20 protein-coding genes are annotated in these 26,848 nt (G+C 72.1%); 8 read left to right on the top strand and 12 right to left on the bottom strand.

Annotated elements, in window-relative coordinates; translation table 11 throughout:
• Window positions 1-237: 237 nt before the first annotated feature.
• Together AB0B29_RS31715 and AB0B29_RS31710 are read right to left on the bottom strand one after the other, a co-directional pair.
• Window positions 238-2,067: a gamma-glutamyltransferase family protein gene (locus AB0B29_RS31715; RefSeq protein ID WP_362245155.1), complete on the bottom strand. Its 1,830-nt coding sequence runs from the start codon at window positions 2,065-2,067 to the stop codon at window positions 238-240.
• A gap of 68 nt (window positions 2,068-2,135) precedes the next feature.
• A complete protein-coding gene (locus tag AB0B29_RS31710; protein WP_362245153.1) occupies window positions 2,136-2,624 on the bottom strand; it encodes a GNAT family N-acetyltransferase in 489 nt (162 codons plus the stop codon).
• A gap of 260 nt (window positions 2,625-2,884) precedes the next feature.
• Here AB0B29_RS31710 and AB0B29_RS31705 point away from each other — a divergent pair, with 260 nt between their 5' ends.
• The 5 genes from AB0B29_RS31705 (at window position 2,885) to AB0B29_RS31685 (ending at window position 9,494) form a co-directional block, all read left to right on the top strand.
• Window positions 2,885-4,588, top strand: a complete 1,704-nt coding sequence (locus tag AB0B29_RS31705; protein ID WP_362245151.1) for an NAD-dependent malic enzyme — start codon at window positions 2,885-2,887, stop codon at window positions 4,586-4,588.
• Between the two features lie 128 nt (window positions 4,589-4,716).
• Window positions 4,717-5,778: an AEC family transporter gene (locus AB0B29_RS31700; RefSeq protein ID WP_362245149.1), complete on the top strand. Its 1,062-nt coding sequence runs from the start codon at window positions 4,717-4,719 to the stop codon at window positions 5,776-5,778.
• An 87-nt stretch (window positions 5,779-5,865) separates the two neighbouring features.
• Entirely contained in the window at window positions 5,866-7,605 is a 1,740-nt protein-coding gene (locus AB0B29_RS31695) for an FUSC family protein (protein ID WP_362245147.1), read from the top strand.
• Window positions 7,606-7,714: 109 nt separating this feature from the next.
• On the top strand, window positions 7,715-8,605 hold the full coding sequence (locus AB0B29_RS31690; protein WP_362245145.1) for a LysR family transcriptional regulator: 891 nt from the start codon (window positions 7,715-7,717) through the stop codon (window positions 8,603-8,605).
• A gap of 220 nt (window positions 8,606-8,825) precedes the next feature.
• On the top strand, window positions 8,826-9,494 hold the full coding sequence (locus AB0B29_RS31685; RefSeq protein ID WP_362245143.1) for a hypothetical protein: 669 nt from the start codon (window positions 8,826-8,828) through the stop codon (window positions 9,492-9,494).
• Between the two features lie 25 nt (window positions 9,495-9,519).
• On the opposite strand, the gene AB0B29_RS31680 is transcribed toward AB0B29_RS31685, so the two are convergent.
• The 9 genes from AB0B29_RS31680 to AB0B29_RS31640 form a co-directional block, all read right to left on the bottom strand.
• The gene (locus AB0B29_RS31680; RefSeq protein ID WP_362245140.1) at window positions 9,520-11,040 is read right to left on the bottom strand and encodes an NCS1 family nucleobase:cation symporter-1; all 1,521 of its coding nucleotides are present in this window, start codon (window positions 11,038-11,040) and stop codon (window positions 9,520-9,522) included.
• A gap of 137 nt (window positions 11,041-11,177) precedes the next feature.
• Window positions 11,178-12,200, bottom strand: coding sequence for a TIGR03842 family LLM class F420-dependent oxidoreductase (locus tag AB0B29_RS31675; RefSeq protein WP_362245138.1), 1,023 nt, complete (start codon window positions 12,198-12,200; stop codon window positions 11,178-11,180).
• 11 nt (window positions 12,201-12,211) lie between these two features.
• Window positions 12,212-13,612 (bottom strand): dihydropyrimidinase, encoded by a 1,401-nt coding sequence (gene hydA / locus AB0B29_RS31670; RefSeq protein WP_362245136.1) that lies wholly within the window; start codon window positions 13,610-13,612, stop codon window positions 12,212-12,214.
• Window positions 13,613-13,685: 73 nt separating this feature from the next.
• A complete protein-coding gene (locus AB0B29_RS31665) occupies window positions 13,686-14,528 on the bottom strand; it encodes a nitrilase-related carbon-nitrogen hydrolase (protein ID WP_362245134.1) in 843 nt (280 codons plus the stop codon).
• Window positions 14,529-14,683: 155 nt separating this feature from the next.
• Entirely contained in the window at window positions 14,684-16,249 is a 1,566-nt protein-coding gene (locus AB0B29_RS31660) for a PucR family transcriptional regulator (protein ID WP_362245132.1), read from the bottom strand.
• A gap of 25 nt (window positions 16,250-16,274) precedes the next feature.
• Window positions 16,275-17,561: an aspartate aminotransferase family protein gene (locus AB0B29_RS31655; RefSeq protein WP_362245130.1), complete on the bottom strand. Its 1,287-nt coding sequence runs from the start codon at window positions 17,559-17,561 to the stop codon at window positions 16,275-16,277.
• Window positions 17,558-18,400, bottom strand: coding sequence for a nitrilase-related carbon-nitrogen hydrolase (locus tag AB0B29_RS31650; protein WP_352101202.1), 843 nt, complete (start codon window positions 18,398-18,400; stop codon window positions 17,558-17,560). The genes AB0B29_RS31655 and AB0B29_RS31650 overlap by 4 nt, the downstream gene beginning before the upstream one ends.
• 170 nt (window positions 18,401-18,570) lie before the next feature.
• Complete coding sequence (locus AB0B29_RS31645) at window positions 18,571-20,181, bottom strand: hypothetical protein (RefSeq protein ID WP_362245128.1); 1,611 nt, start codon at window positions 20,179-20,181, stop codon at window positions 18,571-18,573.
• A gap of 98 nt (window positions 20,182-20,279) precedes the next feature.
• The gene (locus AB0B29_RS31640; RefSeq protein WP_362245126.1) at window positions 20,280-20,531 is read right to left on the bottom strand and encodes a helix-turn-helix domain-containing protein; all 252 of its coding nucleotides are present in this window, start codon (window positions 20,529-20,531) and stop codon (window positions 20,280-20,282) included.
• Window positions 20,532-20,563: 32 nt separating this feature from the next.
• Here AB0B29_RS31640 and map point away from each other — a divergent pair, with 32 nt between their 5' ends.
• Together map and AB0B29_RS31630 are read left to right on the top strand one after the other, a co-directional pair.
• The gene (gene map, locus AB0B29_RS31635; RefSeq protein WP_362245124.1) at window positions 20,564-21,331 is read left to right on the top strand and encodes a type I methionyl aminopeptidase; all 768 of its coding nucleotides are present in this window, start codon (window positions 20,564-20,566) and stop codon (window positions 21,329-21,331) included.
• Window positions 21,332-21,522: 191 nt separating this feature from the next.
• Complete coding sequence (locus tag AB0B29_RS31630; RefSeq protein ID WP_362245122.1) at window positions 21,523-24,057, top strand: ATP-dependent Clp protease ATP-binding subunit; 2,535 nt, start codon at window positions 21,523-21,525, stop codon at window positions 24,055-24,057.
• Between the two features lie 72 nt (window positions 24,058-24,129).
• Here AB0B29_RS31630 and ggt read toward each other — a convergent pair whose 3' ends face one another.
• Window positions 24,130-25,938, bottom strand: a complete 1,809-nt coding sequence (gene ggt / locus AB0B29_RS31625) for a gamma-glutamyltransferase (protein ID WP_362245120.1) — start codon at window positions 25,936-25,938, stop codon at window positions 24,130-24,132.
• Between the two features lie 104 nt (window positions 25,939-26,042).
• Here ggt and AB0B29_RS31620 point away from each other — a divergent pair, with 104 nt between their 5' ends.
• Entirely contained in the window at window positions 26,043-26,807 is a 765-nt protein-coding gene (locus AB0B29_RS31620; protein WP_362245118.1) for a hypothetical protein, read from the top strand.
• Window positions 26,808-26,848 lie beyond the last annotated feature (41 nt).

The raw sequence follows: 26,848 nt of genomic DNA, 5'->3' as shown, positions 1-26,848 counted from the left end.
CCATGACAACACGGGCCACTGACAGGCCCTGCCCGCCGGGTGCACTCCGGGTGGCATCGCGATGAACAGCGGGGTCGCACGGGCGCGGCGGTGAGCGCGGCACGGCGGCGGACGGCGTCCGGGCCCGCCGACGACGTCGAGCAGCCGCCGAGGCGTGCCGCAGTCCGGCGCCGACGGATCCGCGCCGCCCCCGGCCACCGCGGGTTCCTGCTCACCTGCGGGCGCGGCTCCGCCGGATCACCGGCCCACCGCGTACCCCTGCATCCCGCGCGGGTTCGCCGCCGCCGACAGCACGCCCGTCTCCGGGTCCCGCGCGACCACGCACAGCCGGCCTTCCGACCAGGGGCCGCCCACGGTCACGTCGTGGCCGCGGCGGCGCAGTTCCTCGACGACGGCGGGGTCGGTGCGGGACTCCACGGTCACGCTGCCCGGGCGCATGCCGCGCGGGTAGAAGGAGCCGGGGAAGCTGTCGTTGTGCCAGTTCGGGGCGTCGATCGCGCCCTGGAGGTCGGGGCCGCCGCGCACGGGGCCGCGCAGGGCCACCGCCAGGAAGAAGTGCAGCTGCCACTGGTCCTGCTGGTCCCCGCCGGGCGTGCCGAACGCCATCACGGGCACGCCGTCGCGCAGCGCGATCGAGGGCGTCAGGGTGGTACGGGGGCGGCGGCCGGGGGTGAGGGAGTTCGGCAGGCCCTCCTCCAGCCAGGTCATCTGGAGCCGGGTGCCGAGCGGGAAGCCGAGTTCGGGTACGACGGGGTTGGACTGGAGCCAGCCGCCGCTCGGGGTGGCCGAGACCATGTTGCCCCAGCGGTCGACGACGTCGAGATGGCAGGTGTCGCCGCGGGTGGTCCCGTCGGAGAGGATCTTCGGCTCGCCCGGCACGGGGGACGCCGGGCTCTTGGCCACGGTCGGTTCGCCGACGCCCAGGGCGTCGAAGCCTTCCTGTGCGGCGGCCGCCACGCGTGCGTGCGCGCACAGCCGCGGGGTGCGTCCGCCGGGGCTGCCGGGCCGCAGGTCGTTCTCGGCCCGCTCGCCGACGAGGGCCCGGCGGGGCGTGTTGTACGCGTCGGACAGCAGGTCGTCGAGGGGTACGTCGGCGGCGTCCCCGTACCAGGCCTCGCGGTCGGCCATGGCGAGCTTGCAGTTCTCCACGAGGAGATGGACGTAGTCGGCCGAACCGTACGGGGGCAGTTCGGGCGGGAGCAGGGCGAGTTGCTGGAGGAGGACCGGGCCCTGGCTCCAGGGGCCCGGCTTGCACACGGTCCAGCCGTTCCAGTCGTACGTCGCCGGTGTCTCGTAGGTCGCGGACCAGGCGGCGAGGTCGGTGGCCGTGAGAGTGCCGGTGTGGAGTTCGCCGCTGGTGTCCCTCGTGGGGCGTCCGGCCTGGCGGACGAGGGCGTCGGCGATGAAGCCGGTGCGCCACACCTGCCGCGCGGCGTCGATCCGCGCCTCCCGGTCGCCCGCGCCGGCGGTCTCGGCGAGCAGGCGCTTCCAGGTGGCGGCGAGCGTGGGGTTGGCGAAGAGCTCACCGGGGCGCGGCGCTTTGCCGCCGGGGAGGTAGACGTCCGCCGAGGAGGTCCACTCCGTCTCGAACTGCTCGCGCACGGTCTCGACGGTCTCGCCGACCCGTTCCACGGGCGGGTGCCCGTGCTCGGCGTAGCCGATGGCGTACGCCAGGACGTCCTCGAGGGACTTGGTGCCGTGGTCGCGCAACAGGAGCATCCAGGCGTCGAACGCGCCCGGTACGGCGGCGGCGAGCGGCCCGGTGCCGGGCACGAGGTCCAGTCCGAGGCCCTGGTAGTGCGCGACGGTCGCGCCCGCCGGTGCGACGCCCTGCCCGCACAGCACCCGCACCTCGCCACCGGCCGGGGCGAGCAGGATCGGCGCCTCGCCGGCCGGGCCGTTGAGGTGCGGCTCGACGACGTGCAGCACGAACGCGCCCGCCACGGCCGCGTCGTAGGCGTTGCCGCCGCTCTCCAGGACGGCCATGGCCGACTGCGAGGCGAGCCAGTGGGTGGAGGACACCATGCCGAAGGTGCCCTGGAGGGTGGGGCGGGTCGTGACATGCATATCTGACCTCGAGGCTTACGTGTATCGGTCGGTTCGGAACGGGCCACGGGGAGAATGAGCGCGAGGCGTCATGCGCAGGACACGCGAAACTCGAATTCGGGGCGGTCCCACGGCACGGCGGGCGGGTTCGCGAGCACGGTCCCTACCCGCGCTGCACCTGCGCGGTGGTAGAAGCCCTCGGCGGGAAGATGCGACACGACCTTGACACGGTCGAGCCCGGCGGCACGGGCCTCGGACTGCATGTGCGCGACGAGCAGCCGCCCGATACCCCGTCCTTGCGCTTCGTCGGCGACGAACAGCAGGTCGAGCTCGGGTGGAGCGAGGACGAGCGAGTAGAACCCGAGGACCCGGCCTCCCTGCTCGTCGGCGCCGACCGCCGCGAAGACGCGGTGGGCCTCGATGTAATCAGGGCCGACCCGGTAGCCCGCGACTGCGGCTGCGTACCGACCCTCGTATGCGCCTGAGCCACGCACCAGCCGTGTGAGCCGTCTGGCATCCCGCGCGACAGCCCTCCGTATCGTGATCGGCGGGCTGACCGGAGAGGTGCGTGAACTCATCGCAAGAGTATTTCGCACCCGGGACCGCCTTCGCGCGACGGGTCGGCTGCTCACGCATCCCGTGGTGGGAGGTCAGGACGTCCGTGGGCGATGTGGATCACAGTCGGCGACCCAGCCGATCCCCTCGTCCGCGAGAAACCGCAGGTCAAAGCTCGAATGTCGTGAGGTTATGGATCTCCGTCATGCCAGGCATTGGACGCATGCCACACAGGGTCACAGTCTGGGAACGAGCCCCGGTACCGACATTCTGAGGAGTCATCATGGGCACAGAGAGGAGCACCGTCGACGGTGTCATCCGGACGAGCGCGCGCGGACACGCCGTCCTGAACAACCCGCGTCTGAACCGGGGTACGGCCTTCACCCGGCAGGAGCGGCAGGAGCTCGGCCTGACCGGTCTGGTGCCGCCGCAGGTCCTGACGCAGGACCAGCAGGCCGCCCGCGCCTACACACAGTTCCGGTCCCAGCCCGACGACCTCGCCAAGAACGTCTATCTGACGGCGCTGCGCGACCGCAACGAGGTGCTCTTCCACCGGCTCCTCGGTGACCATCTCGCCGAGATGCTGCCGATCGTCTACACCCCGACCGTGGGTACGGCGATCGAGCGTTACAGCTACGAGTACCGCCGCCCGCGCGGTGTGTACCTGTCGGTCGACGACCCCGAGTCCATCGAGAGCTCCCTGCGCGCCTCCGGACTGCGCGCCGACGACGTCGACCTGATCGTGGCGACGGACGGCGAGGCGATCCTCGGCATCGGTGACTGGGGTGTGGGCGGCATCGACATCGCCGTCGGCAAGCTCGCCGTCTACACGGCCGCCGCCGGCGTGGACCCGGCCCGCACCCTGGCGGTGATGCTGGACGTCGGCACCGACCGGCAGGAGCTGCTGGAGGACCCGCTGTACCTGGGCAACCGGCACCCGCGCGTGGACCGGGACCGCTACGACGCGTTCATCGACGCCTACGTCGCCGCGGCCACGAAGCTGTTCCCCGACGCCCTGCTGCACTGGGAGGACTTCGGATCGTCCAACGCCCGCCGGATCCTGGACCGTTACCGCGAGAAGACGCTCACGTTCAACGACGACATCCAGGGCACCGGCGCCGTCAATCTGGCCGCCGTGCTCTCCGGCGTGCGCGCCGGCGGTGCCGCCCTGCGCGACCACCGGGTGGTGCTCTTCGGTGCCGGAACCGCCGGCATCGGGATCGCCGAGCAGCTCCGCGACGCGATGATCGCCGACGGGCTGACGCCGCGGGAGGCCGCGGAGCGCATCTGGGCCGTGGACCGTCACGGCCTGCTGACCGAGGGCCAGCACGGGCTGCGGGACTTCCAGATGCCCTTCGCCCGCGGCCGCGCCGAGGTCGACGGCTGGCGGCACGACGAGAACCTCGGTGGCGTGCCGCTGGCCGAGGTCGTCGACCGGGTGCGCCCGAGCGTCCTGATCGGTGCCTCGGGCCAGGGCGGCGCCTTCACCGAGGACATCGTCCGCGCCATGGCCGCGCACACCGACCGTCCTGTCATCCTGCCCCTGTCCAACCCCACCCGGCTGGCCGAGGCCGTCCCCGCCGACCTGCTCGCCTGGACCGACGGCCGGGCCCTGATCGCCACCGGCAGTCCCTTCGAACCGGTGGAGACGGACGGCGTCACCCACCACATCGGGCAGGCCAACAACGCGCTGGTCTTCCCCGGGCTGGGGCTCGGCACGGCCGTCGCCCGGGCCGAGCGGATCACCGACGGCATGCTGGTGGCCGCGGCCCGCGCCATCGCGGACCAGACCGACCCCGGGGCACCGGGCGCGCCGATCCTCCCCCCGATCGACCGGCTGCGCGACACCTCCGTGGCGGTGGCCGTGGCCGTGGCACGCGCGGCCGTCGCCGACGGCGTGGCCCGGGAGAGCGCCGACGACACGATCGAGAAGCGTGTCCGCGCGGCCATGTGGCACCCGGTGTACCCGCCGATCGAGGCCGTCTGACGGGCCCTGGCCCGGGTATCGCTCCCCACCCCCAAGGGGGCACCGACCGGCTCCTCCCGGCTCTCTGACATACCGTCACCGGCCCGTACGGTCGCGCCCCCGCCTTGCTTCAAAGGATTGACGCAGTCATGTCTTTCGCCGAGATCTTCACCGTCGTGGTGCCGGTCTTCCTCCTCATCCTGGTCGGTTACGGCACCGGCCGCCGGGCCCTCTTCGACGCGGGCGGCGCCCAGGCACTGCGCGAGCTGACCATGCAACTCGCGCTCCCGGCCGCCCTGTTGCTGAGCATCTGGCAGACGCCACGGCACGTGCTGGTGGAGCAACTGCCCCTGGTGGGCCTGCTGGCCTTCGGCTTTCTCGCCGTGTACGCCGTCCTGCTGGGCGTGCTGCGCCTCGCGGCGCGCCGGCCGCTGCGGCGGGCGGCCCTGTTCGCGCTGGCGTGTGTCCAGCCGCAGTACGCCTTCATGGGCACGTCCATCCTGGGGGGCCTGTTCGGGACCGCGGAGGCCGCCGTGCCGATCGCCGTCGCGGGCATCATCGTCAACGTCGTTCTCGACCCGGTCGTCCTGATCCTCCTCGGCATGCCGGAACATCCGGAGCGCCGGACGGTCACCGCCGGGGCGGTGGCCCCCGCACGGCGGCGGCACGTCCTGGCCACCGTCGGCGGGGGTGCGCCCGAGGCGGCCGCCGGGCCGGCCCCCGCCGAGGCCGGATCGGCCGGCCCTCGCCCCTCCGTGCTGCACACCGTCGGGCACGCGCTGCGCGAACCGTTCTGCTGGGGGCCCCTTCTGGGCCTGGTGCTGTCGGTCGCCGGGGTCGGTGTGCCGGAGATCGCCGATTCCGCGCTGAGCCTGCTCGCGGGCGCCGCCTCGGCGACGGCCCTGCTGTACGTCGGCGTCTCCGTCGCCCGGATCGGCCGGCCCGCGCTGTCCCCCGCCGTGTGGGCGGTCTCGCTCACCAGCGTGGTCGTCCTGCCCCTGCTCGTGTACGGGACGGGGCTGCTCCTGACCTCCGAGGCGGTCGCCGCCCAGGCCGCGCTGATCCTGGCGTTCCCCGTCTCGCCCGTCCCCCTGATGTTCGCCGCCCGGCACGGCTCGGCCGAGGACGTGCGGACCATCGGCTCCGCCGTCGTACTGAGCCTGCTCCTCTCCTTCGTCACCCTGCCCCTGCTCATCGAGCTGGTCGGCTGACCTCGGCCGGGACGCCGCGCTGCCGGGGCCACGCCTCGCGCGCTCCGCACCCGTCTTCCGCCCGACCACCCGAAAGGACACGGCCTCATGACATCAGCCGCAGACACGCGACCGGGCCACCCGCGCCGCCCGTCGCGGCCGTGGGGACCGCGCTCCGTTCTCGGCCGCCTGCCCGGATCCCTGCCGTTCGCCGCGGCGGCGCGAGGGGCCGTCGCGCTCGCGCTGCCCCTGCTCGTCGGGCTCGCCACCGGGTGGGTCGTGCTCTCGGCGATCGCCGCCATCGGCGCCCTGTGGGGGGTGAGCCAGGACGGTTCCGACCCGTACCGGGTCCGGGTACGGCGGCTGGGCTGGACGGGGGTGTCCAGTGCGCTCGGCCTGCTCGCCGGTGAGGTCGCACTGCGCAGCGGGGAGCCTGCTGCGGTGGCGGTGTGTCTGGTGGTGGCCGCGCTCGTGGCGGGCGGTGTCGGGCTGCACGGACGGATCGCGTCCGTGTCGGGCATGCACCTGCTGCTCGGCGTCACGATCGGCAGTGGCATCCCGGTGCCGGGACCGTGGTGGCAGCCGCCGCTGGCGCTGCTCGCCGGTGTCGCCCTCGTCCTGGTGCTGTCCGCGGCGCCGTGGCTGTGGCGCCGGCACCACGTCGAACGGGCCGCCGTGCTGGCCGTGTACCGGAGCGCGGGCGAGGCCCTGGCCGCGGCGGGCACCGACGCCGCCGAGGAGGCACGCCTGCGGATGACGCTGGCCCTGAACCACGCCCACCAGGTGATGGCCCCCCACCTCTCCCCGCGTGGGCCGCGCCGGCGGGACGAAGCCGGTGACCTGGTCCGGGCGTTCCACTACGCCGTGCGGCTGGGCGAGGCCGTGACGGCGGTGGTGTGGGAGGGCCGTGCGCTGCCGCCCGCCCTGACCGGTGTACCGCGGCACCTGGCCGGACGTCTGCTGCCGGGCCGCCTCTCGGCCCCGGAGGAGCGTGCGGCGACGCCCGCACCGGTGACCGGCTCGCCGGGCAGCCGCGCCCTGGCCGACCTGGTCACCGCCGTGGACGGTGAACCGGACGGGGCGGACCTGGAGTTGCGTCTGCCGGCGCACGACGGACCCGGACGGGCGGCGCGCGTGCGGTACGCCCTGCTGCTGGCCGGGTGCGTGCTCGCCGCCCATGTGCTGGCGGAGGTGCTGCACCGCCCTCGCGGTTACTGGCTGCCCATGACGGTCGCCTTCGTCTACAAGCCCGACTTCGGGCCGCTGTTCCCACGGGCAGTGCACCGGTGCGTCGGCACGATCGTCGGGGTGGCCGCCATCGGGGCGGTGTCCGCGGCGGCCACCGGCACCTACGCCGTGGTGGGCGTCGTGGCGGTGTTCGGCGCGCTCATGGCCATCGGCGTGCGGCACCACTACGCGCTCGCCACACTGGGTCTGACCGCCGTCGTGTTCGTGCTGCTCGACCTGTTGGGCGACCACCGTCCTTTGTACGGCACGCGGGTGGTGGACACGGCGCTGGCGTCCGCGCTGGTACTCGTCGCGCACTTCGCGGTGTGGCCGGACTCCGCCGCCCACCGCGCCGAGGCACAGACCGAGGCCGCCGTCGCCGCCGCACGGCGCTACCGCGACGCCGCGGCGGAAGCGGGCCCGGTCCAGCGGCAGTCGCTGCGCCGTACCGCGTACCACCAACTGGCCGAGGCGCGCCGCACGGTCGCCCACGCCCGGCGCGAACCAGCCCGCCGCGGGCGGCCGCTGCCCGACTGGGAGAGCGCGATCACAGCGGCCGAACAGCTCTGTGACGAGGTGACGGCAGGCGTGGTCGCGGGTACGGCGAGGCCGGTCCGGTAACGAACTCGGGCATCGGCTCGTGGTCGCCGTCCCCTCTCGCCCGCTCCGGGGCTGTCCATGCTGTCGTCGCCTGGGTCATCCGCGACCCATGACGGGGAAGAATGGCACCATGGATCTCCAGGTGCTGCGTTCGTTCCAGTCCGTCGCGGAGGGGACGACGGTGACCGATGCCGCGACGGACGCCGGCATCACCCAGCCCGCCCTGTCCCGGGCCCTGGCCCGGCTGGAGGACGAGGTCGGCGCGGAGCTCCTCCAGCGCGTCGGGCGCGTGCTGCGCCTCACCCCGGCGGGCCGGGTGTTCAAGGAGTACGTCGACGGGGTGCTCGACAACTACGACCGGGGCCGGCGAGCCGTGGCCGAGATGGTCCACCCCGACTCGGGCGTGGTGTCGCTCGCCTTCCTGCACACCCTGGGCACCTGGCTGGTCCCCCGGCTCGTCACCGACTTCCGGCGGACCTTCCCGCAGGCGCAGTTCGAACTGCACCAGGACGGCGAGATGGGCCTGACCCGGCACCTCCTGGACACGACCGCGGATCTGGTCATCACCAGCAGCGACCCCGGCCACCCCCTCATCACGTGGCGGCGCCTGCTGGTGGAGCCGCTGCGGCTGGCCGTCCCGTCCCGGCACCGGCTGGCCAAGCGCCGCCGGATCCGCCTGGCCGAGGTGGCCGAGGAGCGGTTCATCCTGCTCAAGCAGGGATACGGGCTGCGTGACATCACCGCGGGGCTGTGCCGCGAGGCCGGCTTCACACCGCTCATCGCCTTCGAGGGAGAGGAGGTGGAGACCCTGCGCGGTCTGGTCGCCGCCGGTCTCGGGGTGTCCCTGATCCCGTCGTCGCCGGACGTCACGGCGGCCCCCGAGTCCCCGATCCGCTACCTGGAGATCACCGACGTACGGGGTGCCCGGGACATCGGCATCGCCTGGCTGAGCTCGCGCGCCGTGCCGCCGATCACCCGGCGCTTCCTCGACCACGCGCTGCAGGCGTCGACCGAGGAGTGAATGTCCCTTCCTGTCGCGGGAAGTTGGGGCATGTCCGGCCTTGTCCCGGGCGACGCGGGCAGGTCGGGCCGGGCGCAGCGCGACGGCGCCGACACGCACGGTGTTCCGGGGACCATGTCGGGGAGGCGGCACTTCCGCAGCACAGGGACGCATGTGACACTGTCGTCCCGTCCGCCGTGCGGACCCGTTCCGCACCGTCCGTCCCCACCTGAAGGGCGCCGTGCGTTCCCTACCTCTGCCCCTGGCCCTGACCGCCCGCCTGTCCCCGGTGGTGGTGCTCGCCGCGGTGGGCTGGGCGCTGTCGTCCGGTCCGCTCGCCGCGCCGCAGGCCGCCGAGCACAAGCCGGCCGAAGAGAAGACCGAGACCCGCTCGGAGTCCGCCCCGTCGACGTCGACGGTGCCGAAGACGTACTCGGCCTCGCCCGCCCCGTGCGAGAGCGTCGCCAAGAAGACCCTCGAGGCGCTGGTACCGGGCGCCAAGACGGCCGGCAAGGAGATTCCGTCCACGGACTCGAAGCTGCGCCGCACCTGCTCCTGGAACGCGCTCAAGGGCTACGACTACCGCTGGCTCGACGTGTCCTACGAGGTCATGGAGTCGGACGAGGCCGCGCAGAAGTCGTACGAGGCGCACACCGGGAAGCAGAGCGGCGGCGGGGCGGTGCCCGGTCTGGGCGACAGCGCGTACTCCGTCGTGAACCTCACCACCGAGGACAAGCAGGAGACCCGCGAGGGCGTGGTGTTCGCCCGCGCCTCCAACGCGCTGGTGACGATCACCTACAACGGCAGTGACTTCGAGTCGAAGAAGGCGCCCAGCACGGACACCATCAACAAGGGCGCCATCAAGGCCGCGAAGGAAGCGGTGGCCGCGCTGGAGAGCGACAAGGACTGAGCACTCTCCAGCGCGCCGGTCTTCCTCAGTCGGTGCGGCGTCCCCGGGTGGCCATCAGCGCCAGGTACAGAATCATCGAGGTGCCCAGCCCCACGGCCCAGCCGTAGTCGGCCAGACCGGCCAGCGCCGGGACGGGACGGCCGTCGATCAGCGGCTTGAAGCTCGCGCCGCCCACGGCGAGGACACCGCCGGCCACGAAGGCGACGACGGCCCGCCAGTTCCAGCCGCCCTCGTACCAGTAGCGGCCGCCGGGCCGGTACAGGTCGGCGAGGTCGAGCCGGGAGCGGCGCAGGATCCAGTAGTCGGCGATGAGGATGCCGGCGACGGTGCCGAGCAGGCCGCCGACCAGGCCGAGCCAGGTGAAGATGTAGCCCTGTGGGTCGGAGTACAGCTTCCAGGGGAAGATCAGCACGCCGAGGACGCAGGTGGCGAGGGCACCGGCCCGGAAACTGATGCGGCGGGGCGCGATGTTGGAGAAGTCGAACGCCGGGGAGACCAGGTTGGCCGCGACGTTGACGGACAGCGTCGCCACCAGCACGGTGACCAGGGCGAAGAGCAGGCCCACCGTGTTGTCGGTCTTGGCGGCGAGCTGGACCGGGTCCCAGATGGCCTCTCCGTAGACGGCCTGGGAGCCGGAGGTGACCATCACCGACAGGAAGGCGAAGAGGGTCATGGTGGTCGGCAGGCCGAGGGCCTGGCCCCGGGTCTGCGCCTTCTGGCTCCTGCCGTAGCGGGTGAAGTCGGGGATGTTCAGCGACAGCGTCGACCAGAAGCCGATCATGCCCATGAGGGCGGGGGCGAACAGCTTCCAGAAGTCGGCACCCCAGCCGAGCTTGGAGGGCTGGTCGAACAGCGGGCCGAAGCCGCCCGCCTTGTCACTCATCCACCACAGCATCACGAACGCGCCGACGAGCACGAAGGGCGCCGCCCAGTTCTCGAAGCGGCGGATCGTCTCCATGCCCCGGTAGATGATGACGACCTGGAGCGCCCAGAAGATCGCGAAGGACAGCCACATCGTCCAGGCGTAGCCGCCGGCCTTCGCGGCGTCCGTCCAGCCGGAGCCGATGAGCTTGCCGGCGAGGAAGTAGATGGCCTCGCCGCCGATCCAGGTCTGGATGCCGAACCAGCCGCAGGCCACCAGCGCCCTGACGACGGCGGGCAGGTTGGCGCCGCGGATGCCGAAGGAGGCCCGGGCGAAGACCGGGAAGGGTATGCCGTACTTGGGCCCGGCGTGCCCGGTGAGCAGCATCGGTATCAGCACGATCACGTTGGCCAGGGCGATGGTGAGCACCGCCTGCTTCCAGTCCATGCCGACGGCGATGAGCCCGGAGGCGAGGGTCCAGGAGGCCGTGTTGTGGGCCATGCCGACCCACAGGGCGGAGAAGTTGTACGTGGTCCAGGTGCGCTTGTCGACCGGGACCGGCAGCAGGTCCTCGTTGGCGTAGGGGCCGGTCGGGGCGGGGGCGCCCGGGGCGATCTCCACCCGGCCGTCGGCGAGGGTGACTTGGGCGGTCGGCGGTGGGGCAGTGGGAGCGGTATCGGTCATGGGCCGGGCCAATCAGGGGAGGTGGGACGGGAAAGGCCGTGCGGTGAGCCGATGGGGGGTGCGCTCGGGAGCGTCCTGGGCCCCCTTCCCGAGCCGCTGGGAAGGGGGAGTTCACAGGGGTGGTGCGCGGGAGGAGGTCAGCCGTTGACGGCCGGGATCACCTGGGAGCCGTAGGCCTCGATCACGGCCTCCTGCGCGTCGTGCATGTCGTAGACGGCGAACTGGTCCACGCCGAGCGCGCGCAGCGCCCGAAGTTTCTCGATGTGCTTCTCGACGGGGCCGATGAGGCAGAACCGGTCGACGATCTCGTCGGGCACGAACTGGGTGTCCGGGTTGTCGGCGCGCCCGTGGTGGGAGTAGTCGTAGCCCTCGCGGGCCTTGATGTAGTCGGTGAGTTCGTCGGGGACGGCGGCGGAGTGCTCGCCGTACTTGGAGACGAGGTCGGCGACGTGGTTGCCGACCATGCCGCCGAACCAGCGGCACTGCTCGCGGGCGTGGGCGAGTGCCTCGGGCGAGTCGTCCTCGGTGACGTACGCCGGTGCGGCCACGCAGACGGTCACCGCGGCGGGGTCCCGGCCGGCCGCGACGGCCGCGTCCTTCACGGCCTTGACCATGTACTCGGTGAGATAGAGGTCGGCCAGCTGGAGGATGAACCCGTCCGCCTCCTCGCCGGTCATCTTCAGGGCCTTGGGGCCGTAGGCGGCCATCCACACCGGCAGTTCGGCGCTGGGCTTGATCCATGGGAAACGGACGACGGTGCCGCCGCCGAGGTCGGCCTCCCGCCCGCCGGCGAGATCCCGGATGACCTTCATGGCCTCGCTGATGCGGGCCAGGGTGTTGGGCTTGCGGCCGGCCACCCGCATCGCGGAGTCGCCGCGGCCGATGCCGCAGACCGTGCGGTTGCCGAACATGTCGTTGAGGGTGGCGAAGGTGGAGGCGGTGACCTCCCAGGTGCGGGTGCCCGGGTTGGTCACCATCGGACCGACCTTCAGGGACGTGGTGTTGGCCAGGATCTGGCTGTAGATCACGAACGGTTCCTGCCACAGCACGGCGGAGTCGAAGGTCCAGCCGTACGTGAAGCCGTTCCGTTCCGCGCGTTTCATCAGGCTGATCACCCGCGAGGCCGGCGGGTCGGTCTGCAGGACGAGTCCGAAGTCCATCTGCGCCACTCCTAGTTGAGGTACTGACAGGTGGAACGCGGGGTGAACACACCGTGCCCGGCGTGCCCGGTGTACTCCCGCTCGGTGATGACGGGTTCGCCGCGCGAGAGCACCGTCTCGACCCGGCCGGTGGTGCGTTTGCCCTCGTAGGCCGAGTAGTCGACGTTCATGTGGTGCGTCTCGGCCGACATGACCTGCTCGGCGTGCGGGTCGTAGATGACGACGTCGGCGTCGGCGCCCGGCGCGATGGTGCCCTTCTTCGGGTACAGGCCGAACATCCGGGCCGGGGTCGCGCAGGCGATCTCGATCCAGCGGCGGCGCGAGATGTGCCCGTCGACGACCGCCTGGTGGAGGAGGTCCATACGGTTCTCCACGCCCGGCAGGCCGTTGGGGATCTTGGAGAAGTCGCCGCGGCCGAGGTCCTTCTGGCCCGTGAAGCAGAAGGGGCAGTGGTCGGTGGAGACGACCTGGAGGTCGTTGGTGCGCAGGCCCCGCCACAGTGCGGCCTGGTGCTCCTTCGGCCTGAGCGGGGTGCTGCACACGTACTTGGCGCCCTCGAAGTCCGGCTCGGCGAGGTTGTCGGTGGACAGGAACAGGTACTGCGGGCAGGTCTCGCCGAAGACGTTCAGCCCCTCGTCGCGGGCCCGGGCCAGCTCGGCGACGGCCTCCGTCGCGGAGACGTGCACGACGTAGAGGGGGGCGCCGGCCACCTGTGCGAGTTTGATGGCGCGGTGGGTGGCCTCCGCTTCGAGGAGCGCCTTGCGGACCTCCCCGTGGTAGCGGGGGTCGGTCTCCCCGCGGGTCAGGGCCTGCTCCACCAGCACGTCGATCGCGATGCCGTTCTCGGCGTGCATCATGATCAGGCCGCCGTTCTCGGCGGAGCGCTGCATGGCGCGCAGGATCTGGCCGTCGTCGCTGTAGAAGACGCCCGGGTAGGCCATGAACTGCTTGAAGGAGGTGATGCCCTCCTCGACCAGATGGTCCATCTCCTTGAGGGTGTGCTCGTTGACGTCGGAGACGATCATGTGGAAGCCGTAGTCGATCGCGCAGTTGCCGTCGGCCTTGGCGTGCCAGGCGTCGAGCCCCTCGCGCAGGCTGTGTCCGACGCTCTGCACGGCGAAGTCGATGATCGTCGTGGTGCCGCCCCAGGCGGCGGCGCGGGTGCCGGTCTCGAAGGTGTCGGAGGCGAAGGTGCCGCCGAAGGGCAGCTCCATGTGGGTGTGGGCGTCGACGCCGCCGGGGATGACGTACTTTCCGGTGGCGTCGATGGTGCGGTCGGCGGTGAAGGCCTCTGCGGTGGGGGTGTGGGAGGTCGCGAGGGCGGCGATTCGGCCGTCCTCGATCAGGACGTCGGCGTGGATCTCGTCGGAGGCGGTGATCACCAGGCCGCCGCGAATGACTGTACGGGTCATCGGTCGCTCCTCACGGTGTGCACGTGGCGGTTGTTCGTGGCTGGTCGCGCAGTTCCCCGCGCCCCTAGGTTTCTCAGGGTGCTGTCAGTGGCCCGTACGCCCCCGGCGCCCGGTCCCTGTAGAACTGCCAGCGGTCGCGGACCTCGCGGAGTTTGGCCATGTCCAGGTCCCTCACCACCAGTTCGGGCTCCTTGTCGCTGGCCACCTCGCCGACGAACTGGGCCTCGGGGTCCACGAAGTACGACGTGCCGTAGAAGTCGTTGTCGCCGTACTCCTCGACACCGACCCGGTTGATCGCGCCGACGAAGTACTCGTTGGCCACGGCCGCCGCCGGCTGCTCCAGCTGCCAGAGGTAGCCGGACAGGCCGCGGGAGGTGGCCGAGGGGTTGAAGACGATCTCGGCACCCGCGAGGCCCAGTGCCCGCCAGCCCTCCGGGAAGTGGCGGTCGTAGCAGATGTACACGCCGACGCGGCCGGCCTTCGTGTCGAAGACGGGCCAGCCGCTGTTGCCCGGGCGGAAGTAGAACTTCTCCCAGAAGCCCCTGACCTGGGGGATGTGCGTCTTGCGGTACTTGCCGAGGTAGGAGCCGTCCGCGTCGATCACGGCGGCGGTGTTGTAGAGGACGCCGGGCTGCTCCTCCTCGTACATCGGCAGCACCAGGACGATGCCGTGTTCCTTCGCCAGGGCCTGGAAGCGCCGGACGATGGGGCCCTCGGGGATCTGCTCGGCGTACTCGTAGAAGGCCGGGTCCTGGACCTGGCAGAAGTACGGACCGTAGAACAGCTCCTGGAAGCAGAGGACTTGAGCGCCCTGAGCGGCCGCGTCGCGGACCGCCTGCTCGTGGACCTGGATCATCGATTCCTTGTCGCCCGTCCAGGCGGTCTGGAAGACGGCGGCACGGATCACTTGGCTCATCGGGACCTCCGGTCGCTCGGTGTGCCGTGAGCCTAGGAAGTCGCGTGGTCGTCTTTGAGTTGCACCGTGTCACGTCCGAGGGGGTGCGGCGTGTCACCGTGTCACTCTGGTGCGGACCCATGTTTCACCGCCGTTTTCCCAGGTGGTTGCGTGTTTCACTGTTGTTGCGCGTCGTGCGCGAGGAGTGCGATGTGCACCGAGGCGGCCTGCTCGAAGTCGTCGAGGTCCACCCCCAGGCGGACCTGTATGGACTCCAGGCGGCGGTAGAGGGCGGGCCGGGAGACGTGGTGGAGCTGCGCCGTGCGGGACTTGTTGCGGCCGGTGGCCAGATAGGTGCGCAGGACCGACAGCAGGTCCTCGTCGCTCTCGCCCAGCAGCCCGTCCAGTTCCCGCTCCGCGAAGGACTGCACGTGCGGGTCGTCGCGCAGCAGCCGGATCAGGCCCCGCAGGTGGACGTCCTTCAAGCGCACCACCGGGGGGAGGTCGAGGACGGCGCAGGAGTCGGCCACGGCGTCCGACACGTGCTGCGCCTCGCGCAGTCCGGTGGGCACGTCGTCCCAGGCGGCGCGGGGTTCGGCCGCGGCGACGACGGTGTGGTCCGGGCCGGACTCGGTGCGCAGCCGGGTCGCGAAGTGCGCGGCGAGAGCGCCCGCGTCCTGGTCCCGGGGGACGCTCAGCAGCACGGCGGTGGCCCCGTCGGCGAGTTCGGCGACCAGTCCGGGCAGGCCGAGCAGCCGCAGGAGGCGTTCGAGCCGGGCGGGATCGCCGTCGCGGACGACCAGGGGCACGAAGGTGCGCCGGTTGACGGGCAGACCGGCCGCCCGGGCCCGCGGCAGCAGTTGCCGTGCCGGTACGACGCCGCTGACCAGGTCGGTCAGCAGGCCCTGCGCGGACTGCTCCTCCCAGGAGCACGCGGCGCCGCCGCCGAGCATGCGGTGCAGGACGAGGGCCTCGGCGGCGCGGTCGGCCAGCAGCCGTCCGGTGGCGGTGTCGCCGCGGTAGCCGCACAGCACGACCCGGCCCCACCGCTCCCCGCGTCCGCCCAGTTCGGCGCGGATCCAGCCGTCGCCCTCGGTGCCTCCGGCCTGCCGCGCGATGCGCTCCCAGTCGCGCAGCACGTCGTCCACCGCGGGCCGCTCCCCCGCCGTGCCGAGGACGCGGTGGGCGAGGTTGGTGACGACGACCGGGCAGCCGCTGTGCCGGGCGACCTCGTCGAGCAGGCGCTGCAGGGGTGCGCCGGCGGTGATGAGGGCGGTGAGTTCGGTGCGGACGGCCTCGGAGAGGCTGACGGCGGCGAACTTGCGCCGCACGAGCCGCGACTGGACCTCCTCGGTCAGGTCGGCGAAGGGGAAGGGCCGGTGCAGGACGACCATCGGCAGCCCGCAGCGTTCGGCCGCCCTGCGCATCACGTCCGGCGCCGCGGGAAAGGCGCGGCCGAGTCCGAGGACGACGGCGGCGGCTTCGGCGCGGTGCAGGGAGCGGACGTACTCGGCTTGTTTGTCCTCGTCGCCGGCGAGCAGCACGCCGGTGGTGAGGACCATCTCGCCGCCGCTGAGCATCACGCCGACGTCTGCGGCCTCGGCGACGTGCACCCAGCGCACGGGCCGGTCGAGGTGTCCCGCGCCGGCCACCACCTCGGGCTCCCCGGCGAGTACCCGCTCCAGGGCGAGGACCTGCCGCACCGACAGGGCGGGCTCCAGGGAATCCAGGGTGATGGTCATGGCGGGTCCCTTGCTCAGTGCACTGCTACGGGATGCTCCGCAGAGCGTTTTCGAGGATCGCGGCGCCCTCCTCGGCCTCCGCGACGTTGAGGGACAGCGGCGGGGCGACGCGCAGCGCACTGGTGTTGTGCCCGCCGCCCTTGCCGATCAGCAGGCCGCCCTCGCGGGCCGCCTCCAGCACGGCCGCGGCGGTCCGCGGATCGGCCTCGTCGGTCCCCGGTTTCGTGATCTCGATGCCGATCATCAGCCCGCGGCCGCGTACCTCCCGCACGGCCGGGACGTGTGCGGCGACGGCGCGCAGCCGCTCGATGAGCAGTCCGCCGACGCGCCGGGCGTTGCCCTGGAGGTCGTGTTCCAGGAGGTAGTTGAGGTTGGCGAGGCCCGCCGCCATGGTGATCTGGGTGCCGCCGAAGGTGGAGATGCTGTTGGAGTCGAGGCAGTTCATGATCTCGGCGCGGGCGACGACCCCGCCGATGGACATGCCGTTGCCGATGCCCTTGGCGAAGGTCATGATGTCGGGCGGTCCGCTCTGGCCGTGGGCCTGCCAGCCCCAGAAGTGCTCGCCGGTGCGGCCCCAGCCGGTCTGCACCTCGTCGGCGATCCACAGGATGCCGCGCTCGTGCAGCACCTCGCGGAAGGCGGCGTAGAGACCGTCCGGCGGGGCCGTGAAGCCGCCGACGCCCTGGACGGGTTCGGCGATCAGCGCGGCCGGCGCGCGGGTGTGGCCGAGCAGGTCCTTGAGGTCGTCGACGCAGGCCGCGATGTAGGCGTCGTCGCTGAGGGAGGCGAACGGGCCACGGGTGCGCACGCCGCCGTGGACGTACAGCGTCTGGAGCGGGGAGAGCGACGTCGGGGACCAGCCGCTGTTGCCGGTGATGCCGACGGCGCTGAAGGAGCGCCCGTGGTAGCTGTTGCGCATGGCCAGGATCGTGTTGCTGCGCCGGTAGGCGGTGGCCAGCAGCAGGGCGGTGTCGTTGGCCTCGGTGCCGGACGTGGTGAAGAAGACGCGGGCGTCCGGGATGGCGCTCAACTGGGCGATGCGCTCAGCGAGTTCGACCATCGGGCGGTTGAGGTAGAGGGTCGAGGAGTGGATGATCCGCCCGGCCTGCTCGCTCACCGCCTTGGTCACCTCGGGCAGCGCGTGCGCCGTCATGGTGGTGAGGATGCCGCCGAAGAAGTCGAGGTACCGGTTGCCCTGGGCGTCCCAGACGTGGCGGCCCTCGCCGTGGGTGATCTCGAGGGGCTCCTCGTAGTAGAGGGCGAGCCAGTCGGGGAGGACGGCCCGGTGGCGGCCCAGGAGGTCGTTGGTCACGGCTGCACCAGCCCTTCGTAGGCGTCGGGGCGGCGGTCGCGGTAGAAGGCCCACGTCTGCCGCACCTCTTCGATGAGGTCGAGGTCGATGTCCCGGACCACGAGCTCCTCCTTGCTGTCGCTGGCGACGTCCCCGACGAACTGCCCGCGCGGGTCGACGAAGTAGCTCGTGCCGTAGAAGTCGTTGTCGCCGTACTCCTCCTGACCGACGCGGTTGATCGCGGCGATGTAGTACCCGTTGGCGACGGCCGCCGCGGGCTGCTCCAGCCGCCACAGGTGGGAGGACAGGCTCCGGTGGGTCGCGGAGGGGTTGTAGACGAGCTGGGCTCCGGCGAGGCCGAGCTGCCGCCAGCCCTCCGGGAAGTGGCGGTCGTAGCAGATGTACACGCCGACCCTGCCGACCTCCGTGTCGAAGACGGGCCAGCCGAGGTTCCCGGGCTTGAAGTAGAACTTCTCGCGGAAGCCCTTGAGCTGCGGGATGTGGTGCTTGCGGTACTTGCCGAGGTAGGTGCCGTCGGCGTCGATCACGGCCGCGGTGTTGTAGTAGAAGCCGGGCTGCTCCGCCTCGAACACCGGCGCGACGATCACCATGCCGGTCTCGCGGGCGAGCGCCCGCATCCGCCGTACGGTCGGCCCGTCGGGGACGGGCTCGGCCCAGCGGTAGTGTTCCGGCTCCTCTACCTGACAGAAGTAGGGGCTGTTGAAGACCTCCTGGAATCCGATGATCTTCGCGCCCCGGCGGGCCGCCTCTCGGGCGTGCTCCTCGTGTTTCGCCACCATGGACTCGGTGTCGCCGGTCCAGGTGGCCTGGACCAGGGCGGCACGTACGACGTTGGCCATGAGCTGCTCCTTCGACGCGACGTCTGCGCCTCTACGCCCGTAGAAGCGGGCCGTAGAGCCACGAACGTAAGCCTCTGGCACGGGGTTGCCAAGACCATCGTCGCCAACCCGCGGGGCATTGCGCGATTCGCACTCCTGTGGGTGAGTCGCCCGGGGCGCGACGTCGCCGGTCAGGCGGGTAATCCGGCGACCCGCAGGGCGTGCACGAGATCCCAGCGGCGCTCGTCCGACACGCCCTGGGCGGCCCCCAGCAGGAGCGGCACGAGGCGCTGCGGATCGGGCTCGGCGCTGCGGGCGGCCTCCTCGGGGGTGCGGGCCCTGACATACGCGTCGAGCAGGACGCGCACCTCGCGGTGACGCCCCTCGGCGACCAGGCCGAGGACCGCCCGGCCGAGATCGGCCGGCGGCCGTGCGACCCCCTGCCGCAGCATCTGCCGGCCGTCAGCCGCCCGTCCGGCCTCGACCAGCGCGTCGGCGGCGGCGACCAGCCGTCCGGCGGGCAGCGAGGCTGCCTCCCACAGCAGGGTCTGCCAGTCTGCGTCCAGCCCGGCGAGGTGCAGCCGCTCCGCGAGCAGCGGAAACCGGCCGGGCTCCCACGAGGCGACCTCGGCCAGCAGCGCGTGTGCCTCCCCACTGCGCCCCTCTGCGCGCAACCTTGCCAGCGCCTCCACGGTCCTTGCGGCCTCGGCCCGGTCGTCGGCCCCGACCGCGCCGCCCTCCCGCACCGGGTGCTCCGCCGCCGCCTCCTCGGCGGCCCCGGCGAAGCGCGCGCCGCGCAGGGTGCGGCCGGTGGTCGTGGGGGCGGGCGCGGGCAGGGTGGGCAGGAGAGGCTCGGCTGAAGGCGGCACGACGACGGGTGCGGCTGCGGCTTCCTCATCCGCCATCCCGGCGAAGCGGGCGCCGCCCCGACGGCGCTTGCGCTGCTTGGGGACGGTGGCGGGTCGAGGAGCCGGGGGTTCGGGGGCGGCCGTGCCGTACCGGGTGACGTGCCCGGTGTCGCTTCGGGGGTCCTGGCGCGTGTCGTGCCGGGCGTCGCTTCGGGCGTCGTGGTTGGTGCCGCTTCGAATGTCCTGGCGGGTGTCGCTTCTGGTGGCCTGGCGGGTGTCGCGCCCGGTGTCGCTCCGGGTGGCCTGCCAGGTGTCTTGCCGGCCGGCGGCATCGATCGCGGCCGAGGGTCTTGCGGGGCCGGGCGGGTCATCAGGGGACGACGATGCCGCCCCGCCGCCCTGTGTTCTCTCGGCGGTGCCCCACGCCGCCGGGGGCGCACCCCGCTCACGCCCGTCCACGTAGGCCATCCGCGCCCGGAGTTCCGCACACCGCGCACCGGCCCGCTCGTGATCGTCCCGGGCCCAGGCCAGGTCCACGCGCAAGGCGTCCGCCTGTTCGCGGGTCGTGGCCGAGGCCAGGCGGCGGGCGAGGGCGGCCTGGCGTTCGGCGGCGTACCTCTGTTCGCGGAGCATGACGTCGAGGCGGTCACCGAGGGCGTCGCGGCCCCCGGGCAGGGTGTCGTACGCGGCGAGCGCGGTGGCGTGCAGGGCGCGGGCTCGGTGCGTCTCCAGGCCGGCTCCCCCCGGGCCGTACTGCCCGGCGAGGTCCTGCAGCAGCGCCTCGACCACGTCCCAGGGCGGCATCTCCCGCCCGTCGAGGCAGGCCCGCATCCCCTCCGGGTCGCGCCGCCAGAACACGGCGCACCAGCCGCCGGAGGGGTCGAGGCGTGCCAGCAGACCGTCCAGGTAGGTCGCGAACTCCCCGACTTCAGCCGGGAGTTGATCCGCCGCCATCGCTCAACTCCCGTGAGACCGGAGCTTGTTTGCCCGTAGGCAACACCAGTCGTGTTACCGGAGTGCTACGGGGAGTTTTCACGCGTGGCGCAAGAGCCTCAGACGGGCACCGGCGTGCACTGCCCGGCCAGGTCGTCCATGGACAGCCCGAGGACCCCGGCCAGCGCGGCCACCGTGAAGAAGGCCGGGGTCGGGGCCCGCCCGGTCTCGATCTTCCGCAGGGTCTCCGCGGAGATGCCCGCGCTCGCCGCGATCTCCGTCATGCTCCGGCCGCCACGCGCCTCACGCAGCAGCCGGCCGAGCCGCTCGCCGCGTTCGCGCTCTTCGGGGGTGAGAGGGGTGCGCACCATGCCCCCATTCTAATACCGGTATAGTAATTGGCATGGTGGAGCTGAAGACAGACACTTCTATCGACGCGATGTACGAAGCGGGCCAGGTCGTCGCCCGTGCCCTGACGGCCGTACAGAAGGCCGCCGGCGTGGGCGTCCCCCTGCTGGAACTGGACGAGGTGGCGCACGGCGTCCTGCGCGAGGCGGGCGCGAGCTCGCCCTTCCTCGGGTACCACCCCTCCTTCGCACCGACCCCCTTTCCCGCCGTCCTGTGCGTCTCGGTCAACGACGCGATCGTGCACGGCATCCCGGGCCGCTACCGCCTGCGTGACGGCGACCTCGTCTCCATCGACTTCGGCGCCGAACTGAGCGGCTGGGTCGGTGACTCGGCGCTCAGCTTCGTCGTCGGCACCCCGCACGCGGCGGACCTCCGCCTGATCGAGACCGCCGAGCGGGCCCTCGCGGCCGGAATCGGGGCGGCCGTCGTCGGCAACCGCATCGGCGACATCGCCCACGCGATCGGCACGGTGTGCCGGGGCGCCGGCTACGGCATTCCGGACGGCTTCGGGGGCCACGGCATCGGCCGCCGGATGCACGAGGACCCCGGGGTGCCGAACGAGGGCCGCCCGGGGCGCGGCATGCGGCTGCGGCACGGCATGGTGCTGGCCATCGAACCCATGGTCATCGCGGGCGGCACGGACGACTTCCACGCGGCGCCCGACGGCTGGACCCTACGGACGAACGACGGCTCCCGCGCGGCCCACGCCGAGCACACGGTGGCGATCACGGAATCCGGGCCGAGGATCCTCACGGCCCGCTAGACCCGCGCCCCGGGCCCGCCCCGTTAGTCCCGATACGCCCCGAAGGTGCCCCTCGTCGACGATCGTGCGAAGGTGTTCTACGAGCGCGCCCCAGGTGTAACCGGCTGCCACCCGGGTTACCCGACCCCGGCACGTCGACCAGCGAGGGCGTCCCCCGCCCGCGCGCCGGGGACGCCGGGAACGGAAGGCCCATGAGCAGCGGCTTCACCAGCCCGGAGGGCTACGGCTCGGATCCCTTCGGAGAATTCCTCGCACGCTTCTTCGGCGGACCGCGTCCCGGTCCCCGGCAGATCGATCTCGGCCGGCTGCTGAGCCAGCCGGCCCGGGAGCTCGTCCGCGGCGCCGCCCAGTACGCCGCCGAGCACGGCAGCCGGGACCTCGACACCCAGCATCTGCTGCGGGCGGCACTCGCCACGGAGCCCACCCGGACCCTGCTCACCAAGGCCGGTGCGAACCCCGACTCGCTCGCGTCGCAGATCGACGACCGGTCGGGCCCGGCCCAGCACACCCCGGACGACGCCCCGCCGCCGACCGCCCTGTCCCTCACCCCGGCCGCCAAGCGGGCGCTGCTGGACGCGCACGACATGGCACGGGCCCGCGGTTACGGCTACATCGGCCCGGAGCACGTCCTGAGCGCCCTGGCCTCCAACCCCGACTCCGCTGCCGGGCACATCCTCAACGCGGCCCGTTTCGCCCCCTCGGAGCCACCCGAGGCGCCGGAGGCCCCGCCGTCCGAGCGTCCGCGCGCCACGAACACGCCGACCCTCGACAAGTACGGCCGCGACCTCACCGAGCTGGCCCGCCACGGCCGCATCGACCCGGTGATCGGCCGGGACCAGGAGATCGAGCAGACCGTCGAGGTCCTCTCCCGGCGCGGCAAGAACAACCCGGTGCTGATCGGTGACGCGGGCGTCGGCAAGACGGCCATCGTGGAGGGGCTGGCGCAGCGCATCTCCGAGGCGGACGTGCCCGACGTGCTGATCGGGCGCCGCGTGGTCGCCCTGGACCTCACGGGCGTCGTCGCGGGGACCCGCTACCGGGGTGACTTCGAGGAGCGCATGAACAACATCGTGGGCGAGATCCGCGCCCACTCCGACCAGCTGATCATCTTCATCGACGAGCTGCACACGGTGGTGGGCGCAGGTTCCGGTGGCGGCGACGGCAGCTCGCTGGACGCCGGCAACATCCTCAAGCCGGCCCTCGCCCGGGGTGAGTTGCACATCGTGGGCGCCACCACGCTGGAGGAGTACCGCCGCATCGAGAAGGACGCGGCGCTGGCCCGCCGTTTCCAGCCGATCATGGTGCCCGAGCCCACGGCGTCGGACGCGATCGAGATCCTGCGCGGTCTCCAGGACCGCTATGAGGCCCACCACCAGGTCCGCTACACCGACGAGGCGCTGGTGAGCGCCGTGGAGCTGTCGGACCGCTACCTCTCGGACCGCCGCCTGCCCGACAAGGCGATCGACCTGATCGACCAGGCCGGTGCCCGGGTGCGGCTGCGGGCGCGGACCAAGGGCACGGACGTACGGGCCCTGGAGCGGGAGCTGGAGCAGCTGACCCGGGACAAGGACCAGGCCGTCGCGGACGAACAGTACGAGCAGGCCACCCAGTTGCGTGACCGCATCGTGGACGTGAAGCAGCGGATCACCGAGGCCGGAGGCGACAGCGAGGTCGACGAGGGCCAGGACCTGGTGGTCGGGGCCGAGTCGATCGCCGAGGTGGTGTCCCGGCAGACCGGCATCCCGGTCAGCAGCCTCACCCAGGAGGAGAAGGACCGCCTGCTGGGCCTGGAGGAACATCTGCATCAGCGGGTGATCGGCCAGGACGAGGCCGTGCGGGTCGTCTCGGACGCCGTGCTGCGCTCCCGCGCCGGGCTCGCGGCCCCCGACCGTCCGATCGGCAGCTTCCTGTTCCTCGGCCCGACGGGCGTGGGCAAGACCGAACTGGCCCGGGCGCTCGCCGAGTCACTGTTCGGCAGCGAGGACCGCATGGTCCGGCTCGACATGAGCGAGTACCAGGAGCGCCACACCGTCAGCCGGCTGGTCGGCGCCCCGCCCGGCTACGTCGGCCACGAGGAGGCGGGCCAGCTCACCGAGGTCGTGCGCCGTCACCCGTACTCGCTGCTCCTGCTGGACGAGGTGGAGAAGGCCCACCCGGACGTCTTCAACATCCTGCTCCAGGTCCTCGACGACGGCCGGCTGACCGACTCCCAGGGCCGCACGGTGGACTTCAGCAACACGGTCATCGTGATGACGAGCAACCTCGGCTCCGAGGCGATCACCCGCCGGGGTGCCACGACGGGCTTCGCGGCGGGCGGCGCCGACGCGGACGAGGAGGCCCGCCGCGAGCAGATCCTGCGCCCGCTGCGCGAGCACTTCCGCCCGGAGTTCCTCAACCGCATCGACGAGATCGTGGTCTTCCGCCAGCTGACCACGGAGCAGCTGCGCCGGATCACCGACCTCCTGCTGGACCGCACCCGGTCCCTGGTGCAGGACAAGGGCGTCACGGTGACCTTCACCGACCGGGCCGTGGAATGGCTGGCCGACCGCGGCTACCAGCCGGAGTACGGCGCCCGCCCGCTGCGCCGCACGATCCAGCGCGAGGTGGACAACGAACTGTCACGCCTGTTGCTGGACGGCCGGGTCGATGAGGGCGCCGGGGTGACGGTGGACGTGGAGGACGGGAAACTCATGTTCCGGACGCAGAGTCCCGCAGCGCCCCGTTAGGGGCGCGGGGCTGTGGCGATCTGCGGCTCCGCCGCGTGTGCGCGACCAGCCCCCACGCCCCCGCACACGGCGTCAGCGCACAGGCCGCACCACCATCGCCGACCCGCCACCCCGCCGCACGGTCTCCGCGGCTGCCAGCCACTTACCGCCCGGCAGCCGCTGAACACCCGTGGCCGCACCGATCTCCGGATTGACCTTGAAGGAGTGCCCGATCGCCTCAAGCTGCTTCCTCAACTCGGCGTTGTCGTACAGCCCGGGCTCCAGCTCGGTCTGCGCGGCGTTCCGCTGACTGGCCCGGGGCGCCGCGATCGCGTCGACCAGCGGCAGCCCCCGGTCGACGAACCCGGTGAGCGTCTGCAGAACGGTCGTGATGATCGTCGCGCCACCCGGCGACCCCAGCGCCACCACGGGCCGGTCGTGCCGGTCGAGCACGATCGTCGGCGAGATGGACGACCGCGGCCGCTTGCCGGGCCCCGGCAGGTTCGGGTCGTGCACGGCCGGGTTCGCCGGGGTGAAGGAGAAGTCCGTCAACTCGTTGTTGAGGATGAAGCCCCGCCCGGGGACGGTGATCCCGCTGCCGCCGGTCTGCTCGATGGTGAGGGTGTAGGCGACGACGTTGCCCCACTTGTCGGCCACCGTCAGGTGCGTGGTGCTGTCACCCTCGTACGTCGTGGGAGCCGCCTTGCCCCCCGAGCCGCAGCGTGCGGGGTTGCGCGGGTCCCCCGGCGCCACGGGACTCGTGAGCACCGCGTCGTCCTTGATGAGGCACTCGCGCGAGTCGGCGAACCGCTGCGACAGCAGTTCCTTCGTGGGCACGTCCTCGAAGGCGGGGTCCCCCACCCAGCGCCCCCGGTCCGCGAACGCGATCCGGCTCGCCTCGATGAAGCGGTGCAGGTACTTCGCCTTGCTCGCCTTGGACAGGTCGGTCCGCTCCAGGATGTTGAGCGCCTCACCGACCGTCGTGCCCCCGGAGGAGGACGGCGCCATGGAGTAGACGCCGAGCCCCCGGTAGGAGGTCCTGGTGGGCGCCTGGAGCCTGGTGCGGTAGGTGGCCAGGTCCTTCGCGGTCAGGTCGCCGGGGCGGGCGTTCCAGCCCGAGCCGGGATCGACCGGCGGCTTGTTGACCGTGTCGACGATGTCCCGGCCGAGGCGGCCGCGGTAGAGCGCGTCGACGCCCTTGTGTCCCAACTCCGCGTAGGTGCGGGCGAGATCGGGATTCTTGAAGGTGGAGCCGACGACGGGAAGCTGTCCGCCCGGCAGGAACAGCTCGGCGGTGTCCGGGAAGTAGCGGAAGCGGGTCTCGTTGGACGCCGTCTGCGAGCGGAACGTCTCGTCGACGGTGAAACCGTCCCGCGCCAGCCGCTCGGCCGGCTTCAGGACGCTCGCGAGCCGCTTGCTGCCCCACTGGTCGAGTGCGGTCTGCCAGGTGGCGGGCGTCCCCGGGGTGCCGACGCTCAGGCCGCTGCTGACGGCGTCGGCGAAGGCGAGGGGCTTGCCGTTCTCGACGAAGAGGTTCTTGTCGGCGCTCAGCGGCGCGGTCTCGCGGCCGTCGATGGTGCGTACGGTGCGGGACTTGGCGTCGTAGTACACGAAGTAGCCGCCTCCGCCGATGCCGGCGGAGTAGGGCTCGGTGACGCCGAGCGCGGCGGCCGTGGCGACGGCGGCGTCGACGGCGTTGCCGCCCTTCTTCAGGACCTCGATCCCGGCGGCGGAGGCGTCCGGGTCGACACTCGAGACGGCGCCGCCGTAGCCGACGGCGAGCGGGGTTTTCCCACCGCCGGTGTCCGGCGCGGCGGATGGCGGCGCCGCCGCTCCCACCGACACCACCACGGCGGCCGAAACCGCCAGGACCGTCAGATTCCGTGCGACAGGGCGACGCATCCGCACCTCCAGTCAAAGGCCGTCCGCGCAGCTTAATTCATCGCCATGGTCGCGTCAGGCAGGCGTCGAACACCGGTGCGTCGGGCCCGCTAGCATGCGCGCCCATGAATGACGACGTGCGCAACATCGTTCTAGGGGTGGTCGCGGCGGGCATCAGTGCCGCGCTCGGCTGGGTGGCCCGCACCTACCTGTGGAAGCGCAGGCTGCGCCGGAAGCAGCAGTTCTTCGGGCTCCCGGACAACTCCGAGTCCCTGCTGGTGGTCAACCGCGGCGCGGCCGGACCGGAGTTCGCGGTGATGCGCTTCGACGTGTTCGCGCTGCTCGAACTCGCCGCGCTGATCAAGGACTGCAACGCCCACGCGCAGATACTTCCGCACGACACGGCACGCCAGGGTTTCGGGGAGCGCACCGAGTTCTGCGTGGGCGGGCCGGCGTCCAACCGGCGGATGGCGGCCCACCTGGATTCCCTGCTGCCGGGTGTGCGGGTGAACGTCGACTCCGAACCGGGCCCGGACCGGGGCGCGTTCCAGGTCGGGACCGAGCGCTACCGCGTGGACCACGGCAAGGAGGAGTACGCGCTGCTCGCCCGGCTCACCGCGGACCGGAGCCGGAACACCCGTCCCGTCTTCCTCTTCTGCGGCCAGACGTCGATCACCAACCAGGCCACCACCCGTTACCTCGCCCGCAACCACGAGCGTCTGAGCCGCAAGTACGGCACCGGCTCGTTCGTCCTGCTGCTCAAGGTGATCAACTCGCAGGCGTACGGTCCGGACGTCGTCGAACTGGTGGAGGACGTGACGCGCGCGGCGCAGACCGCACCGCCCGCTGCGGCGACGCCGGTTCCACGCAACACACACCGCGCCTCCTAGACTCCTCCACGGCTCAACAATCGTTACTCGCACGTAACTTA

Source organism: Streptomyces tibetensis (assembly GCF_040647715.1).
GTDB lineage: Bacteria > Actinomycetota > Actinomycetes > Streptomycetales > Streptomycetaceae > Streptomyces > Streptomyces tibetensis_A.
Note: the sequence above shows the minus strand (reverse complement) of the source record. Positions and strands in the feature narration are given on the sequence as shown.

Bases quoted from the DNA above. Each gene is read 5' to 3' on its own strand.
- AB0B29_RS31715 (WP_362245155.1), bottom strand. From the start codon at position 2,067: ATGCATGTCACGACCCGCCCCACCCTCCAGGGCACCTTCGGCATGGTG.
- AB0B29_RS31710 (WP_362245153.1), bottom strand. From the start codon at position 2,624: ATGAGTTCACGCACCTCTCCGGTCAGCCCGCCGATCACGATACGGAGG.
- AB0B29_RS31705 (WP_362245151.1), top strand. From the start codon at position 2,885: ATGGGCACAGAGAGGAGCACCGTCGACGGTGTCATCCGGACGAGCGCG.
- AB0B29_RS31700 (WP_362245149.1), top strand. From the start codon at position 4,717: ATGTCTTTCGCCGAGATCTTCACCGTCGTGGTGCCGGTCTTCCTCCTC.
- AB0B29_RS31695 (WP_362245147.1), top strand. From the start codon at position 5,866: ATGACATCAGCCGCAGACACGCGACCGGGCCACCCGCGCCGCCCGTCG.
- AB0B29_RS31690 (WP_362245145.1), top strand. From the start codon at position 7,715: ATGGATCTCCAGGTGCTGCGTTCGTTCCAGTCCGTCGCGGAGGGGACG.
- AB0B29_RS31680 (WP_362245140.1), bottom strand. From the start codon at position 11,040: ATGACCGATACCGCTCCCACTGCCCCACCGCCGACCGCCCAAGTCACC.
- AB0B29_RS31675 (WP_362245138.1), bottom strand. From the start codon at position 12,200: ATGGACTTCGGACTCGTCCTGCAGACCGACCCGCCGGCCTCGCGGGTG.
- hydA (WP_362245136.1), bottom strand. From the start codon at position 13,612: ATGACCCGTACAGTCATTCGCGGCGGCCTGGTGATCACCGCCTCCGAC.
- AB0B29_RS31665 (WP_362245134.1), bottom strand. From the start codon at position 14,528: ATGAGCCAAGTGATCCGTGCCGCCGTCTTCCAGACCGCCTGGACGGGC.
- AB0B29_RS31660 (WP_362245132.1), bottom strand. From the start codon at position 16,249: ATGACCATCACCCTGGATTCCCTGGAGCCCGCCCTGTCGGTGCGGCAG.
- AB0B29_RS31650 (WP_352101202.1), bottom strand. From the start codon at position 18,400: ATGGCCAACGTCGTACGTGCCGCCCTGGTCCAGGCCACCTGGACCGGC.
- AB0B29_RS31645 (WP_362245128.1), bottom strand. From the start codon at position 20,181: ATGGCGGCGGATCAACTCCCGGCTGAAGTCGGGGAGTTCGCGACCTAC.
- AB0B29_RS31640 (WP_362245126.1), bottom strand. From the start codon at position 20,531: ATGGTGCGCACCCCTCTCACCCCCGAAGAGCGCGAACGCGGCGAGCGG.
- map (WP_362245124.1), top strand. From the start codon at position 20,564: ATGGTGGAGCTGAAGACAGACACTTCTATCGACGCGATGTACGAAGCG.
- AB0B29_RS31630 (WP_362245122.1), top strand. From the start codon at position 21,523: ATGAGCAGCGGCTTCACCAGCCCGGAGGGCTACGGCTCGGATCCCTTC.
- ggt (WP_362245120.1), bottom strand. From the start codon at position 25,938: ATGCGTCGCCCTGTCGCACGGAATCTGACGGTCCTGGCGGTTTCGGCC.
- AB0B29_RS31620 (WP_362245118.1), top strand. From the start codon at position 26,043: ATGAATGACGACGTGCGCAACATCGTTCTAGGGGTGGTCGCGGCGGGC.